General features: G+C 70.7%; 14 protein-coding genes and 1 pseudogene. 2 read left to right on the forward strand and 13 right to left on the reverse strand.

What is annotated here, in order from left to right; all coding sequences use genetic code 11:
• The first annotated feature begins 149 nt into the window (after window positions 1-149).
• Window positions 150-1,938 (forward strand): annotated as a pseudogene (locus AC5JOC_RS04570) (phytoene desaturase family protein).
• Window positions 1,939-1,967: 29 nt separating this feature from the next.
• Here the strand turns inward: AC5JOC_RS04570 and AC5JOC_RS04575 are convergent.
• The 10 genes from AC5JOC_RS04575 to AC5JOC_RS04620 form a co-directional block, all read right to left on the reverse strand.
• Window positions 1,968-2,963, reverse strand: a complete 996-nt coding sequence (locus AC5JOC_RS04575) for a DNA-3-methyladenine glycosylase family protein (protein WP_494245552.1) — start codon at window positions 2,961-2,963, stop codon at window positions 1,968-1,970.
• Between the two features lie 88 nt (window positions 2,964-3,051).
• Window positions 3,052-4,161, reverse strand: coding sequence for an Ig-like domain-containing protein (locus AC5JOC_RS04580; protein WP_494245554.1), 1,110 nt, complete (start codon window positions 4,159-4,161; stop codon window positions 3,052-3,054).
• A 46-nt stretch (window positions 4,162-4,207) separates the two neighbouring features.
• Complete coding sequence (locus AC5JOC_RS04585) at window positions 4,208-5,002, reverse strand: hypothetical protein (protein WP_494245555.1); 795 nt, start codon at window positions 5,000-5,002, stop codon at window positions 4,208-4,210.
• Between the two features lie 148 nt (window positions 5,003-5,150).
• The gene (locus tag AC5JOC_RS04590) at window positions 5,151-5,702 is read right to left on the reverse strand and encodes an acyl-CoA thioesterase (protein ID WP_494245556.1); all 552 of its coding nucleotides are present in this window, start codon (window positions 5,700-5,702) and stop codon (window positions 5,151-5,153) included.
• Window positions 5,703-5,826: 124 nt separating this feature from the next.
• Window positions 5,827-6,261: a hypothetical protein gene (locus tag AC5JOC_RS04595; protein ID WP_494245558.1), complete on the reverse strand. Its 435-nt coding sequence runs from the start codon at window positions 6,259-6,261 to the stop codon at window positions 5,827-5,829.
• An 81-nt stretch (window positions 6,262-6,342) separates the two neighbouring features.
• Window positions 6,343-6,840 carry an Ig-like domain-containing protein gene (locus AC5JOC_RS04600; protein WP_494245560.1) on the reverse strand — a complete coding sequence of 166 codons (498 nt, stop codon included), beginning with the start codon at window positions 6,838-6,840 and terminating at the stop codon, window positions 6,343-6,345.
• 10 nt (window positions 6,841-6,850) lie between these two features.
• Window positions 6,851-8,176, reverse strand: coding sequence for a hypothetical protein (locus AC5JOC_RS04605; RefSeq protein WP_494245561.1), 1,326 nt, complete (start codon window positions 8,174-8,176; stop codon window positions 6,851-6,853).
• Between the two features lie 68 nt (window positions 8,177-8,244).
• Window positions 8,245-9,369 carry a bifunctional 2-methylcitrate synthase/citrate synthase gene (locus tag AC5JOC_RS04610; RefSeq protein ID WP_494245563.1) on the reverse strand — a complete coding sequence of 375 codons (1,125 nt, stop codon included), beginning with the start codon at window positions 9,367-9,369 and terminating at the stop codon, window positions 8,245-8,247.
• Window positions 9,370-9,493: 124 nt separating this feature from the next.
• Window positions 9,494-10,393, reverse strand: a complete 900-nt coding sequence (prpB, locus tag AC5JOC_RS04615; protein WP_124767637.1) for a methylisocitrate lyase — start codon at window positions 10,391-10,393, stop codon at window positions 9,494-9,496.
• Window positions 10,394-10,424: 31 nt separating this feature from the next.
• Window positions 10,425-11,948, reverse strand: a complete 1,524-nt coding sequence (locus AC5JOC_RS04620) for an MmgE/PrpD family protein (RefSeq protein ID WP_411557122.1) — start codon at window positions 11,946-11,948, stop codon at window positions 10,425-10,427.
• Window positions 11,949-12,218: 270 nt separating this feature from the next.
• Here AC5JOC_RS04620 and AC5JOC_RS04625 point away from each other — a divergent pair, with 270 nt between their 5' ends.
• Window positions 12,219-12,680 (forward strand): hypothetical protein, encoded by a 462-nt coding sequence (locus AC5JOC_RS04625; RefSeq protein ID WP_463529734.1) that lies wholly within the window; start codon window positions 12,219-12,221, stop codon window positions 12,678-12,680.
• An 85-nt stretch (window positions 12,681-12,765) separates the two neighbouring features.
• On the opposite strand, the gene AC5JOC_RS04630 is transcribed toward AC5JOC_RS04625, so the two are convergent.
• The 3 genes from AC5JOC_RS04630 to AC5JOC_RS04640 all read right to left on the reverse strand — a co-directional run bounded on the left by AC5JOC_RS04630 (window position 12,766) and on the right by AC5JOC_RS04640 (window position 14,649).
• Window positions 12,766-13,098, reverse strand: a complete 333-nt coding sequence (locus AC5JOC_RS04630; RefSeq protein ID WP_079706375.1) for a helix-turn-helix domain-containing protein — start codon at window positions 13,096-13,098, stop codon at window positions 12,766-12,768.
• Window positions 13,099-13,216: 118 nt separating this feature from the next.
• Window positions 13,217-14,041, reverse strand: coding sequence for an SDR family oxidoreductase (locus AC5JOC_RS04635; RefSeq protein ID WP_064294896.1), 825 nt, complete (start codon window positions 14,039-14,041; stop codon window positions 13,217-13,219).
• A complete protein-coding gene (locus tag AC5JOC_RS04640) occupies window positions 14,038-14,649 on the reverse strand; it encodes an enoyl-CoA hydratase/isomerase family protein (RefSeq protein ID WP_494245633.1) in 612 nt (203 codons plus the stop codon). Before AC5JOC_RS04640 ends, AC5JOC_RS04635 begins: the two co-directional genes overlap by 4 nt.
• Window positions 14,650-14,668: the final 19 nt, after the last annotated feature.

The raw sequence follows: 14,668 nt of genomic DNA on the forward strand, positions 1-14,668 counted from the left end.
CCCGGCGGCTGAGCACCCCGGTCGGTCACCGCCCTTCGACAAGCTCAGGGACCGGAGGACCACGTCGCTGGTGCAGCCTCCCCGGTCACTGAGCACCCCACCCCCGGTCACTGAGCCTGTCGAAGTGCGCCTGCGAATAGGGTGTGGTCATGCACTCCGTCGAGCAGTACGACGCCGTCATCGTCGGCGGCGGGCACAACGGCCTCACCGCCGCCGCCTACCTCGCACGCGCGGGCAAGCGCGTCCTCCTCCTCGAGCGCCTCGACCATACGGGTGGAGCAGCCGTCTCGGAACGTCCGTTCCCCGGCGTGGACGCACGTCTGTCCCGGTACTCGTACCTCGTCAGCCTGCTGCCCCAGCAGATCATCGACGACCTCGGGCTCGACGTCCGGCTCGTCCGGCGCCGCTTCTCCTCGTACACGCCCGACCCCGACGAACCCGGGCACGGGGCTCCTGATCGACAACCGTGACGACGACGCCACCGTCGCGTCGTTCGCGTCGATCGGGTATCCGGAGGACGCCGCGGGCATCGCCGAACTGCACCGTCGGATCGGTCACCTGGCCTCGGTGCTCTGGCCGACGGTGCTCGAGCCGCTCCGCAGCCGTTCCGATGCGCGTGACGCGGCGATCGCCGCCGCCGCGGACCTCGGGGTGCCGGCCGCGGAGGTCGCGTCGATCTGGTCGGCGGTGTTCGATGAGCCGATCGGCCGTGCCATCGAGGACGCCGCGCGTTCCGACCTCGTCCGCGGTGTCGTCTTCACGGATGCGCTCATCGGCACCTTCGCCCGCGCCGACGACCCGACCTTGCAGCAGAACATCTGCTTCCTCTACCACCTGATCGGCGGCGGGACCGGCGACTGGGACGTCCCGGTCGGCGGCATGGGCGCGGTCACGGACGCGCTGCGCCGCGCGGCCGAGGAGGCCGGTGCCGAGATCCGGACGCTCGCCGAGGTGACGTCCATCCAGCCGGAGCACGGGCTCGTCGCCTACGTGGACCTCGCCGCGGAAGCGGAGCTCGAGGCGACCGAACCGATGGCGACGCTGGACCGGTTCCGGCCTCGTCCCGGGGTCGTCGTCCGCGGCGAGTGGATCCTGTCGGGTGCGGCTCCGGCGGTGCTGGAGCGCCTCCTCGACCCGGCGGCGGAGCAACGGGCGGCCGCGGCCGCGTACGCCGCGTGGTCGGCAGCGCGGGGGACGCCGGTGCAGTGGAGTGATGCCGACGCGATCCTCGGCACGGCGCCAGCGCCGGAGGACGGTGTCCCGCATCCCGAGGGCGCCCAGGTGAAGGTGAACCTGTTGCTGCGGCGGCTCCCCGAGCTCCTCGACCCGGCCGTCGATCCGGCGGCAGCCTTCGGCGGCACCTTCCACATCAACGAGGGCTGGGCGCAGCTGGAGCACGCCTACCTCGAGGCGGAGGCCGGCCGGATCCCCGACCCGCTACCCTGCGAGATCTACTGCCACACGCTGAGCGACCCCAGCATCCTCTCGCCGGAGCTGCAGGCCTCGGGGGCGCAGACGCTCACCGTGTTCGGGCTCCATGTGCCGCATCGGCTCGCGGTCGCTGCGGACGCGATCCCCGGCGGCCACGACGCCTTCCGCGACGCACTGCAGGCCGCGGTACTGCGATCGTTGGACTCGGTGATCGCGGAACCCATCGAGGACCTGCTGCTGCTCGACGCCGAGGGGCGGCCCTGCATCGAGACGCGGACGACGCTCGACCTCGAGCGCTCGCTGGCGATGCCGGGCGGGAACATCTTCCACGGCCCGCTGTCGTGGCCGTTCCTGGAGGACGACGCCCCACGGACGACAGCGGCCGAGCGGTGGGGGGTCGCGACGGCGCACCCGCGCGTCCTGCTCTGCGGCGCCGGGGCCCGACGCGGTGGCGCGGTCAGCGGACTCGGAGGGCACAACGCCGCGATGGCCGTCCTGGACGCCTGACCTGCACGCCGCAGAACGCGTCGCCGCGCTCAGTGGTGGCGGTGGTCCTGGATGGTGATCTTCGGGCCACGACGTGGCTTGTGGATGCCACTCCGGCCGATGAGCCGCAGCACCCGCTGCCGGTGACCAGCCCAAGGAGCGAGCAGCTCGAGCATGCCGTCGTCGTCCACGGGTGAGCCGGTGAGCGCCTGACCCACCGAGGCCGCGAGGTGGTAGTCGCCGACACTCACGGCGTCGGGATCGCCGTGAGCTCGGAGCGTCACCTCGGCGGCCGTCCACACGCCGATGCCCGGCAGGCTCTGGAGGCGCCGCGACGCGTCGTCGGGGTGCTCGTCGATCGTCCGCTCGATCGCGGAGGCGAGTCGTGACGACCGCACGACCGTCTCCGAGCGCTGCGGCCCGACACCCGCCGTATGCCACTCCCAGCTCGGGATCATCCGCCAGGTCTCGGCGGACGGCGCGACGACCATGCCCTCCGGTGCTGGACCGGGGGCGGCATCGCCATGTCGGCGCACGAGCAACCGCCACGCACGCCACGCTTCGAGTGCGGTCACCTTCTGCTCGAGGATCGACGGCACGAGCATCTCGAACACGAGCCGGTTGCGGCTCAACCGCAGTCCCGGGTTCCGCCGGGACACCTCGGTGAGGAGCGGGCTCCGGCTCACGTCGAGTTCCGACCAGTCGTCGTCCCGACCGAGCAGCTCCGGCACTCCGGCGATCATCCACTCGGCACCCGGACCCCAGGCGGCCGCCTCGACCTCGCCGTCGCGGACCGTCGAGACGTACAGGGTCGCGCCGCCCTGTGGGGTGCGTGCCGTCAGCCAGACCCCGCCAGGCGTGCGGCGGTAGCAGGGGCCGTCGCCTCCCCGGGCGATGAGGCGCAGGGTGCTGTGGACGTCGAGTGGACCGCTCGGGCGGTACACCGTCCGCATCGGTTCCGCCTCGCGCGGCACCGGTCCGGTCGGCTGCAGCGCGGCCTCGACGGACGACAGCGATGGAGCGGCGAACGATGTGGAGGCGGACATGGTGGTCACCCTACGTGGTGACCACCGACATCCGGCGACGCCGACGACGGTCGAGGATCGCGAAGACGCCCCGACCGCCGCCGATCCGCTATCGCACCAGGCGGAAGTCATACCCGGCCTGATCGATGAACGTTCCGTTCACGCGTTGCTCGACGCGTCCGCCCTGGTAGCGGCCCGGGAGGTAGTCCCGACTCCATTCGACGGTCCACGAGCCCGAGGAATCGGCCTTCGTCGTCCCGAGTCGGGTGCCCCAGGCTCCGATGATCTCGATGTCGGCCAGCGGTGTCGCCGTGCCGGTGAACACCGGCCGCGTACCGGTGAGGGTGTCGCCGATCCTCGGCGACGTCACCCTGAGGACGGATGCGACGGTGAAGTCGTAGACGGAGCGGTGCGTCTCGACGCCGCCGACGATCTGTCGGACGGTGCCACCCGCGTACCGGGCGGGGAGCAGCGACTTGTTCCAGCTGATCGTCCAGCGTCCACTCGCAGCGACGGCCTCGGTGGTGCCGACGAGATCGCCCCAGGCGCTCCAGATCTCGAGCCTCGCGCCAGGCTGTGCCGTGCCGCTGAACTCGGGCACCGACGAGGAGATGACGCCACCGCTCGCGGGCGACTCCACGACGAGCGGTGCGACGCCCGCGCGGGCGGCCACGGTGAAGTCGTACGGCGCGCGAGACTGCTCGACGCCGTCGATCTCCTGGCGCACGGAGCCGCCGCTGTACCGACCGGGGGTCAGGCTCTTGTTGATCGGCGCCACCCAGCGACGGTCGTCTCCGACCTCGGCTGCAGCGATCTCCGTACCCCAGGCACCGATCACCCGGATGGTCGCGCCCGGCTCTCCACGACCGCTGAACACCGGGTCTGCGGTCTCGACGGTCTCCCCGATGGCGGGCGAGAGCAGGGTGACGTCCTCGACCGGGCCCGGCTCGGGCGCGGGCTCCCGATAGGTGAACCGGAGCGGTGCCGTGGTGCGCTGTTCCCCGAAGACCTGCGTCGCGGTCGCGGTGTACGCGCGCGGCTCGAGCGTCCGGAGTGACTGCTGACTCCAGGCGCCGGTGTCATCCACCTCGACGTCGACCAGTGTCACACCCGTCGCGTCGTCGAGGACGGTCACCCGCGCGCCCGGTTCTCCGAGACCGGAGAACACCGGACGCGGATCGTCCACCGTGGCGTCGAGTGCGGGCGTTCGGACCGTCACCGCTGTGACGACGCGGTAGGTCAGCGACCAGTTCGCGGTCGAGTCGTCAGAGCGTTGACGAACGGTGCCGGACTGCGCTCCGGGCGCGAGATCGCGGGTCGGAACGGGCAGACCAGGTGCCCGCTGCGGTGACGGTCGCCGTGGCGAGTGGTCCGCCGGACGAGTCGAGGACCTCGACGACCGCATCGGGCGTGCCTCGCCCGCTGAACACGGGACGTGGCTCCCGGACGACGGAACCGGGCGTCGGCGCTTCGAGGGTGACCGGGATGGCGACGGGGACGGGATCGAGTCCCTCCGGGGTGACCCGGTCGGCATCCACGACCGAGCCGAAGCCGCCCACGGCCAGCCTGCCGTCGAACTGACGGAGGAAGCCACCTGCTCCGCCGTTCGAGACGAGGCCGTATCCGCTGACACGGTCGTTCGCGAACTCCTCCCAGCCCCATTGCTGCGCGGTCGAGCCGGTGCAGACCGCCGGGTACACGTACTTGTAGGCCTGCGACGGATCAGGCTGGAGGCACCTCGTGACGCCTCCGACCGTGGTCGTGACCGGACCGGACGCGTCCACCGACGGGAACGTCCAGCGGCCGGATGCGGCGAGCGCCTGGTCGAGCGTGGCGTGCAGCGTCACCCTGGCCGGGTTCAGGACGTCCGTCGAGCCACCGACCGCGAAGAAGGCGTCCGAACCGGAGGGGAACGCCTGGCCGACGAACCTGCCCTCGACCGAGGACACCGCCGGGGTCGTGTCAGGCGCCGGCCCGGCGGCTCGGGCGGCCGGACCGGTGAGCAGACTCACCGTCATGCCGAGCAGACTCACGATGGCGATGGGGATGGGGAGTTTCATGGGCGATGGGCGACCTTTCGCAAGGGTGCGCCCGAGACGACCCGAGGGAGAGCCGTCCGGACGCACCGGCGGAGCGTTCGCGAACGAACGCGGTCAGCCTACAAGTATTCCAGTTGCTTAATCCAGTATGTCGACCGACTCTTCCGGTTCACCAGTCGCTCGGAGCCGACGCCTTCGTGGGCGGCAGGGCGACATCCCTCGCCCACTGCGCCTGCCACGCAGGGAGGTCGGTTGGAGCCGGGCCGGTGAGCTCGATGAGCTCCGAGAGCGCCACCACGCCGCCCGAGCGCTTGAGGAACCGACCTCGCACGAGGGCCTGGGTGTAGATCTCCCCGCCCACGACCACCCGGTGTTCGATGAACACACCCTTGTCGTCATAGCCCGTGACCCGGGTCTCGACGGCGAAACGCTGCCAGGGCTGCAGCGACTTCCGGAAGGTGATGCTCTCGCTCGACACCACCGGGTACCAGCCCAGGTGCTTGAAGCGATCCCAGAGTCCGTTCCGGATCAGGAGGTCGAACCGGCCGAGGTCGAAGATCGACAGGTAGACACCGTTGTTCATGTGGCCGAGGACGTCGAGGTCGGTCGGCAGCACGCGCAACCGGATCCGACCGACGTCCCAGGTGTCGAGGCGCTCGCCTCGGCGGGCTCGACGGCGGGACTGCAGGAACATGGCGATGGTGCGGAAGATGAGGTGCACGGATGCGACCGTATCCCGCCGGCGCGGCGTCGTACACCATGGTTGTCCCGACTCGACAACACCCGGGTCCTGGGACGCCTGGCGACGTGTGGCGTCCGACACACCTGGACCGGATCGCCGACGGTCAGTCAGCGGCGACGGTGTTGCCCTCCCCACTGTCGGTGACCACCGGCGCCGACGAGGTCGCGACCTTGTTGCCGTTGGCTCCCTCGACGAACGTGACGTTGTCGACGGTCGAGACGTTCACGAGGGTGATGGAGCTGTTGAACGAGAGGTTCACGACGGCTCCCGTCACGGTCACGATGCTGTTGGAGGCCTCCACGACGACGTTCTCGCAGTCGCCGTCGATGGTCACGTTCGAGCTGTCGTCGACGATGGTCGCCGTGCCGTCGACGCACTCACCGGTGACGTCGGGGATCGTGTACTCGGAACCGGTGGTGGATTCGGCGGCAGCCGTCGGTGACGCGCTCGTCGTCGACGTCGCATCCGCGTCGGTGCATCCGGCGAGGGCGATGACGGCGAGGCCCGCGGCGGCGAGGAGGGTGGGTTGCTTGGACATGGGTGCTCCTTCGGAGGCTCGGTAGGGGGAGGCAGGAGCCGCCGGCCCGGTGCAGTGACACCGGGCCAGGCGGCCCGATGGTCAGCTCACTGGGTGAGGGTGAAGTCGTACCCGGACGAGGCGATGACCTTGCCGCCGACGGTCTCGGTCACCGTGCCGCCGGAAGTAGCGCGCCGGGAGATAGTCACGCGGCCAGGTGATGGTCCACTCCCCGGTCCGCGGGTCGGCGATCGCGGAGCCGAGGTCGGTGCCCCACGCGCCCGTGATCTGCACCCGCGCCCCGGGGTTCGCCGCACCGGTGAACACCGGCCTGGTGCCGGTGAGGGTGTCGCCGACTCTCGGCGAGGTGACGACGAGTCGGGGCTGGACGATCGTGAAGTCGTAGACGAAGGTGTGCGTCGGCACCCCGTCCACGAACTGCTTCACGGTGCCTCCGGCATACCGGCTCGGCAGGAGGCTCTTGTTCCAGGTGATCGACCAAGCACCGCTCGCGTCGACCCGCTCCACTGAGCCGAGGACGTCGCCCCACGCGCCACGGATCTCGATGCGCGACCCCGGCTCGCCGGTCCCACGGAACACTGGGGTCGTCTCACTGATCGTCTCGCCGCGCCTCGGCGACTCGACCACCAGAGGGGGCGATCGGCTCGTCCGGCGCCCGGACGATGTTCGCCGTGAAGTCGGCGATCGTGATGCGGGAGGAACCGTAGGTGACCTTGCCGCCCGTGGCCTCGCCGACGGGAGCGTCGTCGTTCGCCCGCAGCGTGAACCTCAGCGTGGTCGTGCCGACCGGCAAGACACCCCCGAAGCCCAACGCGTCGAGCGTGAAGGCCGGGTGGTCGACCGCGGTGATCCGCGTGTACACCGGGTGGTAGACGTCGATACGCTGACCACCGGCATCGGCGTTGAACGTCGCCGCCACCTCCACGGACTGACCGGGGGCGAGCGTCGGCGTGGGGATCGAGGCGCCGGGCGCGAGCGGCGACGGGACCGTGAAGTCGAAACGCACCTGGACATCCGACCCGGTCCCGCTCTGGGTCGCGGTTCCCGTGTAGCGGCCGGGCTCGAGCTGGATCGACGGAACCGACCAGGAGGTCGAGTCCAGGGGGACGTTCGTGCTCGCGAGCAGGGCCTGCGCGTCGGTGCGGATCGAGATGGACGATCCGGGCTGCCCGATACCGCTGAACGTGGGGGTCGGCGTGTCCACCGTGGCGCCGATCGCCGGGGTCCGCAGTTCGAACGGCTCGATCGGGGCCAGCTGCGACTCCACGACGACATCGGTGAGCGCGTCCATCGTGAGCTCGACGAAGGTGTCGTTGTCCGTCCCGCCCAAGGAGTACGGACTCGACACCGGGTACAGGGCGTAGCCGGCCACCCACGTGTTCGAGACGTACCGCCACTCGAAGTCCTGCGACGGGGAACCGGTGCACGTCCGGGCTGCGACGAGCGCGCGGGAGCCGTCGCCGGCGGGCGTCAGGCAGAGCGTCGAGGACGTTCCCGTGCCGGTGATCGGCCCGGCCGCACCGACGGCAGGGAGGGAATACGTCCCCGCGAGCGACGCTGCTCCGCCCACCGAGGACGAGTACAGCCGCTGGACGTTGCGACCCGACTCCGGCGAGGAGAGCCCGACGTACGCCGAGGATCCGCTGGAACGGTTCTGCAGGACGAGCTTGCCGATCACCCTCGACGTGCCTGCCGAAGGGGCCACGGCGTCCGACGCACCGGGGGCATCCCCGGTGCCGAACGCGTCACCGGGTGCGTCGTCGTGCTCCTGCGGGTCCGCGATGGACCCGACGGGCGGAGCAGCGGACGCCGGACCCGGGAGTCCCACCGCGGTGAGCAGGATGGTCGCGGCGGCCAGGGCCGAGAGCGTGGAGCGCCGGAGTAGGGAGCGCGGAGCACGGATCAGAGCAGTCACGAGGACCGAGGCTACTCATCTGGAATATCGCCGTGGGGGCTGCCGCCGAATCTGTGGAGAACTCGTCCTCAGTCGGTCGGCACGTGCCGCTCGTCTGGCCCGACGTACTCGGACAGCGGACGGATGAGCGCGTTCGACGCCAGCTGCTCGGCGATGTGCGCCGTCCACCCGACGATCCGAGCGGCGACGAACAGCGGCGTGAACGTGGCCGTGTCGAACCCGATCAGGTTGTACGCCGGGCCCGAGGGGTAGTCGAGGTTCGGCTTGATGTTCTTCCGCGCGACCATGTCCGCTTCGAGCGTCGTGTACAGCTCGAGGATCTCGGGCTTGCCGTAGTGCTCGGCGAGCCGCTCGAGCGCCTTGAGCATCGTCGGCACGCGCGAGTCGCCGTTCTTGTAGACCCGGTGTCCGAAGCCCATGATCTTGCGCTTCTCGGCGAGCGCCGCGTCGAGCCAGGCGCTGGCCTGGTCAGCCGTCCCGATCTCGTCGAAGACGTGCATGACGGCCTCGTTCGCCCCACCGTGCAGGGCGCCCTTGAGCGCGCCGATCGCACCGGTGACCGCCGAGTACAGGTCGCTGAGGGTCGAGGTGATGACCCGGGCGGTGAACGTCGACGCGTTGAAGGAGTGCTCCGCGTAGAGGATCATCGAGACGTCGAACGCCTCGACGACGACCGGATCGGCCTCTTCGCCGAAGGTCATGAAGAGGAAGTTCGCGCTGTAGCCGAGGTCGTCGCGCGGCGGGACGAGCTCGAGGCCGTGGCGGCGGCGCTGGTCGTAGGCGACGATCGCCGGCAGCTTCGCGTACAGGCTCGCGGCCTTCACCGCGTTGGCCTCGGGGGTGTTGGTCTCGGCGGTCGGGTCGTTCGCGCCGATCACGCTGACGGCCGTGCGGAGGGCGTCCATCGGGTGGCTCTCGGTCGGGAGGAGGTCGATGGCCGCCTTGACGTTGTCGTCGAGCGCGCGCTGGCCCCGCTCCAACGCCGTGAACTCCGCGAGTTCGGCGTCCGTGGGCAGTTCACCGTTCCAGAGCAGGTACGCGACCTGCTCGAAGCTGCAGTGCTCGGCGAGTTCCTGGACCGGATACCCGCGGTAGAGCAGGGAGTTCGTCTCCGGGTTCACCTTCGAGACGCTCGTCACGTCGACGACGACGCCGGCGAGACCCTTCTTGATGTCGCTGGTCGCTTCGGTCATGCGTTGCTCCTTTGCGTACTGCCTGCGCGCGTCCTGCGCGCGTCGGTCGAGCTTGGCACCCGGCTCGCCCCTCGACAAGCTCGGGGAGCGGAGACCCAGGTGGTGTTCACCGGTGCGGGGACGCCTACCGGTCGATGGTGAAGTTGAAGACCGAGGTGTCGAAGCGGTTGTAGCCCTCGTAGTCGATCAGTTCGTAGAGGTCGGCACGGTGCTGCATCTCACCGAGCTTGCTCGTGAGCGAGCCCTCGTCGTTCAGCGTGTCGAGCGCGCGACCGGCGGCGCCCATCGCGATGCGGAGGAGCGACACCGGCCAGATGACGAGGTTCACGCCCACATCGGCGAGCTGCTGAGTCGTGAACAGCTCGCTCTTGCCGAACTCCGTCATGTTGGCGAGGATCGGCACGTCGACCGCGTCGCGGACGGCGGCGAACTCCTCGAGCGACCGCATCGCCTCGGGGAAGATCGCGTCGGCTCCGGCGTCGACGAGCTGCTTGGCCCGGTCGATCGCGGCGTCGAGCCCGTCGACGGCGGCGATGTCGGTGCGCGCCATGATGAGCAGGTTCGGGTCTCGCCGGGCGTCCACGGCGGCACGGATCCGGCCGAGCGCAGTGGAGGTGTCGACGACCTGCTTGCCGTCGAGGTGGCCGCAGCGCTTCGGGTTGACCTGGTCCTCGATGTGGAGCCCGGCGAGCCCGGCGTCCTCGATCTCCTGGACGGTGCGTGCGACGTTCATCGGCTCCCCGAAGCCGGTGTCGGCGTCGACGATCGCGGGCAGCTCGGTCATCCGGGCGATCTGCTTGGCGCGACCGGCGACCTCGGTGAGGGTCGTCAGTCCGATGTCGGGCAGCCCGAGGTCGGCGGAGAGCACCGCGCCGGAGATGTAGACGCCGTCGAAGCCCTTCTGTTCGATGAGCCTCGCCGAGAGCGGGTTGAACGCGCCCGGGAAGCGCAGCAGCTCACCGGTGGCGAGTCGCTCGCGGAACAGCCGGCGCTTCTCGGCCGGCGTGGTCTCGCTGTACAGCATCAGCGCAGTCCCTTCTGGAGGTCGGCCGGCATCAGAACAGGCCGGTCGGGTGGGGTGCCGAGGCGAGGACCCCGGAGGCGGCCTGGATGCTCAGCTGCTTGACCTCGTCGGCGTCGAGTTCCGGGAGACGTTCGGCGAGCGCGAGGAAACGCTCGATCTCCTCCGGGTCGAGGACGTCGGCGGCGAGCGTGCGGAACTTGTGGACGTAGTCGGCGCGCGCGAACGGCCGGGCGCCGAGCGGGTGGGCGTCGGCGACGGCGATCTCGTCGACGATGGTCGACCCGTCCGTGAGCGTGATCTCGATGCGCCCGCCGAACGCCTGTTCCGCCGGGTCCAGCGAGTGGTAGCGGCGCGTCCACTCAGCGTCCTCCGCCGTCGAGATCCGGTGCCACAGCTCGACGGTGTCGGCGCGGGTGGCGCGCTCGGGACGGTAGGAGTCGACGTGGTGCCACGCGCCGTCCTGCAGCGCCACCGCGACGATGTAGGGGATGGAGTGGTCGAGCGTCTCGCGCGACGCCGTCGGGTCGTACTTCTGCGGGTCGTTCGCGCCGGAGCCGATGACGTAGTGCGTGTGGTGCGAGGTGTGGAGGACGATGCGGTCCACGGCTCCGGGGGCGAGGACTTCCGGGTGCTCGTGGTGCAGCTTGCGGGCGAGGTCGATCCACGCCTGCGCCTGGTACTCCGCCGAGTGCTCCTTCGTGAAGGAGTCGAGGATCGCGAGCTTCGGCTCACCGGCGCCGGGCAACGGGACGTCGTACGAGGCGTCGGGGCCGTCGAGCAGCCAGGCGACCACGCCGTCCTCGCCCTCGTAGATCGGCGACGGGCTGGTCTCGCCGCGCATCGCCCGGTCGACGGCCTCGACCGCCATCTTGCCGGCGAACGCGGGAGCGTGCGCCTTCCAGGTGGAGATCTCGCCCTTGCGCGACTGGCGGGTGGCCGTCGTGGTGTGGAGTGCCTGGCCGATCGCCTGGTGGATGGTGGCCTGATCGAGGCCGAGCATCGTGCCGATGCCGGCCGCGGCGCTCGGGCCGAGGTGTGCGACGTGGTCGATCTTGTGTCGGTGCAGGCTGATCGCCTTCGCGAGGTCGATCTGGATCTCGTAGCCGGTCGCGATCCCGCGGACGAGGTCGGCGCCCGTGCAGCCGACGTGCTGGGCCACCGCGACGATGGGCGGGATGTTGTCGCCCGGGTGCGAGTACTCGGCGGCGAGGAAGGTGTCGTGGAAGTCGAGCTCGCGCACGGCGACGCCGTTGGCCCAGGCCGCCCATTCCGGGGAGACGCGGCGGGCGAGGTCGGGCCCGAACACGGTGGCACCGTCGCCGCCGGTGCTGACGGGGTGGCTGAGCGCCTGGGCGCGAGCCGAGGAGACGGGCCGGCGCGTGAGCGAGGCGGCTGCGACGGCGGCGTTGTCGATCACGCGGTTGATGATCATGTCGACGACCTCGGGCGTCACCTCCACCGGATCGGTCGCGACGCGGGCGAGCTGCCAGGCGAGCTGTCCTTCGCGGGCGAGGTTCTCGTCACTGCGGTGGACGCGCAAGTGGTGCTGGATCACGGGTGTTCCTTTCGGGTGCGGCCCGTCCGAGTGTGCTGCGGGGCGTCGCGTCCTCCAGCCTACGCCCGCGGGTCCGTGGCGCCGCAGCAGGAGAACCGCCCGGGAACAGGACATTTCGCGTGGAACGGTCCTGCTGTCGCGCTGTTCTCCTGGCACCGTGGAATACCAGCTTCGTTCTCCGCATCCACCCAGCCCGCGTACACCGCGCATACGGCGGCCACGGACAGAGTGACACGCGTACCGACCCCTCACGAACCGAAGGAGACGACCGTGCCGATGCACACCCCTGGGGCACCGCAGACCCCGCACCTGTTCGGCGACGTGATCCGAGCCGAGGCGCTCCACTACACCGAACTGTTCGCGGAGAAGCCGTTCGTGCCGGCCCTGCTGCTCTACTGCTCGAACGGTGCGTACCGCATCCTGTCGCCGGGCGAGGACCACCCCGGCAGTTACGTCGCCGAAGGGCCGCTGTCCGCGGAGCGGGTGCGCGTGAACTTCATCTCGTGGCCGTCCGAGGACTGGAACCGGAACGTCGCCTTCCACGTGCTCGACTTCGACCGGACGACCGGAGGGTTCACCCAGCGACTGCGGCTCCCGGGCGATCCCGAGCCGAAGCACCAGGCCGGCCGCCACACCGAGGTCACCGACCTCGGTGCCTGGGACGCGGACACGACGTGGGAGACGGCCGAGCCGCTCCTCCACGAGACCTTCGAGGCACTCGCCCGCGGCTGACGGAGCGAGCGGTGGGCCGAGCGAGCGGCTGGCCGTCACCGGACGGGACGAACCAGCGTGTCCGGACGATCGCCGACGGTCGGGGTCAGGCGGCGAGCAGCTGCGGGTCGGCAGCGGGGCGCAGCGGGGTGATCGTCGCGTCGGCGAGCGCGTCCTCGGCGAGGGGCAGCTCGACGACGATCGGAGCCGCCGCGGTCTCGAAGCGGTCGGCGATGTCGAACATGAGCGCGTCGAGGCGGGTGCGGAGCGCGTCGGCGATGGTCACCACCACCTCGGAGGAGGCGTCCTTCCGGCCGCGTTCGATCTCCGACAGGTAGGGCGTCGAGACGGCTGCGGCGGTCGCGACGTCCTGCAGGGTGCGCCCCTGTTCGAGTCGACGCGTGCGCAGGGCCGCGCCGAGGGCTTCGCGGTACAACATGGCGACTCCTTCCGGCTGCGGGCGCGGGCTCCGTGACCGCGTGCTCTCACTGTAGGCGCGGCTCGGCCAGGCTCGGGGAGCCCGCGTTCTGCCGTCAGCGGACAGGGCGGGCCGGCCGCTACAGGAAGATGTCGGGGTAGAGCTCCGACTCGTCGACGCCCGGCGAGTACTTCGCGAGGTCGGTGACCCCGGCCTCCGCGAGGACGTCCTCCACGATGAGCGACCGACCCGTGAGCTCACGCGCCGACGCCGTCAGGACCTCGTAGGCCGCGTCGGCGTAGATCTCCGGGGTGCGACTCTTCGCCAGGAGGGCCTCGCCGCCGAGGATGTTGCCGACCGCCGCCGTCTTGATCGTCGTCTTCGGCCAGAGCGTGTTCGCGGCGATGCCGTCGCGTCCGAACTCGGCCGCGAGACCGAGCGTCACCATCGACATGCCGTACTTCGCGAGCGTGTAGCCGGTGTGCGCGCCGAGCCACTTCGGGTCGAGGTTGAGCGGCGGCGACAGCGACAGGATGTGCGGGTTCTCCGCGTCCTTCAGCATGGGGATGGCCGCCCGCGACAGCATGAACGTGCCACGCACGTTCACGTCCTGCATGAGGTCGTACCGCTTCGCATCGAGGTCGAGGGTCCGCGCGAGGCTGATGACGCTCGCGTTGTTGACGACGATGTCGATGCCGCCGAACTCACCGGCCGTCTCGAACACGGCCCGGGTGATGTCGTCGTCGTTCCGGACGTCGCCGAGGATCGGGAGCGCCTGCCCACCGGCCTCGCGGATCGCGTCCGCTGCGGTGTGGATCGTCCCCTCGAGGCGGGGATCGGGGGTGTCGGTCTTGGCGAGGATCGCGACGTTCGCGCCGTCGCGGGCCGCACGCAGGGCGATCGCGAGGCCGATGCCGCGGCTGCCGCCCGACATGAGGATGGTCTTGCCGGCGAGGGTGGTCATGCGGTGGGCTCCTTCGGGGTGGTGGTGGTCGACGCGGCGGCGCGCTTCGCCGACGCGGCGGCGAACGCCGCGACGCGCGCGACCGACTCGGGCGTCTCGATCGCCGCGCCGATCGTGCGGGCTTCGTCGTCGAGGGCGTCCTGGTAGCCGCGGCCGACGCTCTCGCGCAGCAGCCGCCGCGCCTGACCGAACGCGGCCGTGGCTCCGGCCAACCAGAACGCGGCCACCTCGCGTGCACGGGCGTCGAGCTGCTCGGCGGGGACCACCTCGGTCACGAGCCCCCAGTCGAGCGCCTCCTCGGCGCTCAGCATCCGCGGGCCGAGGGTGAGCTCGAGCGCCCGACGCATCCCGACCGCCTCGGGCAGCAGGGTGCTCACGCCGCAGTCCGGAGTGAGGCCGATGTCGGCGTACTTGCTGACGAACTTCGCCCGGTCGGACGCGATGATCACGTCGGCGACGAGCATGAACCCCAGCCCACCGCCCGCGACAGCCCCCTGGACGGCGGCGACGATCGGCTTCGCGACCGACTGCAGCGTCCGGTGGCCCTCGTGGATGATGTCGGCGAGCTCGGTGACGAAGGCGCCCGTCGATCCCTGCGCTGCCGTCACCCATCCGCGACATCGCGAG

Source organism: Plantibacter sp., from assembly GCF_059073635.1.

Excerpts from the sequence above, each read along its gene's own strand:
- prpB (WP_124767637.1), bottom strand. The coding sequence starts at position 10,393 with ATGCTGTACAGCGAGACCACGCCGGCCGAGAAGCGCCGGCTGTTCCGC.
- AC5JOC_RS04595 (WP_494245558.1), bottom strand. The coding sequence starts at position 6,261 with ATGTCCAAGCAACCCACCCTCCTCGCCGCCGCGGGCCTCGCCGTCATC.
- AC5JOC_RS04635 (WP_064294896.1), bottom strand. The coding sequence starts at position 14,041 with ATGACCACCCTCGCCGGCAAGACCATCCTCATGTCGGGCGGCAGCCGC.
- AC5JOC_RS04585 (WP_494245555.1), bottom strand. The coding sequence starts at position 5,002 with ATGAAACTCCCCATCCCCATCGCCATCGTGAGTCTGCTCGGCATGACG.
- AC5JOC_RS04610 (WP_494245563.1), bottom strand. The coding sequence starts at position 9,369 with ATGACCGAAGCGACCAGCGACATCAAGAAGGGTCTCGCCGGCGTCGTC.
- AC5JOC_RS04575 (WP_494245552.1), bottom strand. The coding sequence starts at position 2,963 with ATGTCCGCCTCCACATCGTTCGCCGCTCCATCGCTGTCGTCCGTCGAG.
- AC5JOC_RS04630 (WP_079706375.1), bottom strand. The coding sequence starts at position 13,098 with ATGTTGTACCGCGAAGCCCTCGGCGCGGCCCTGCGCACGCGTCGACTC.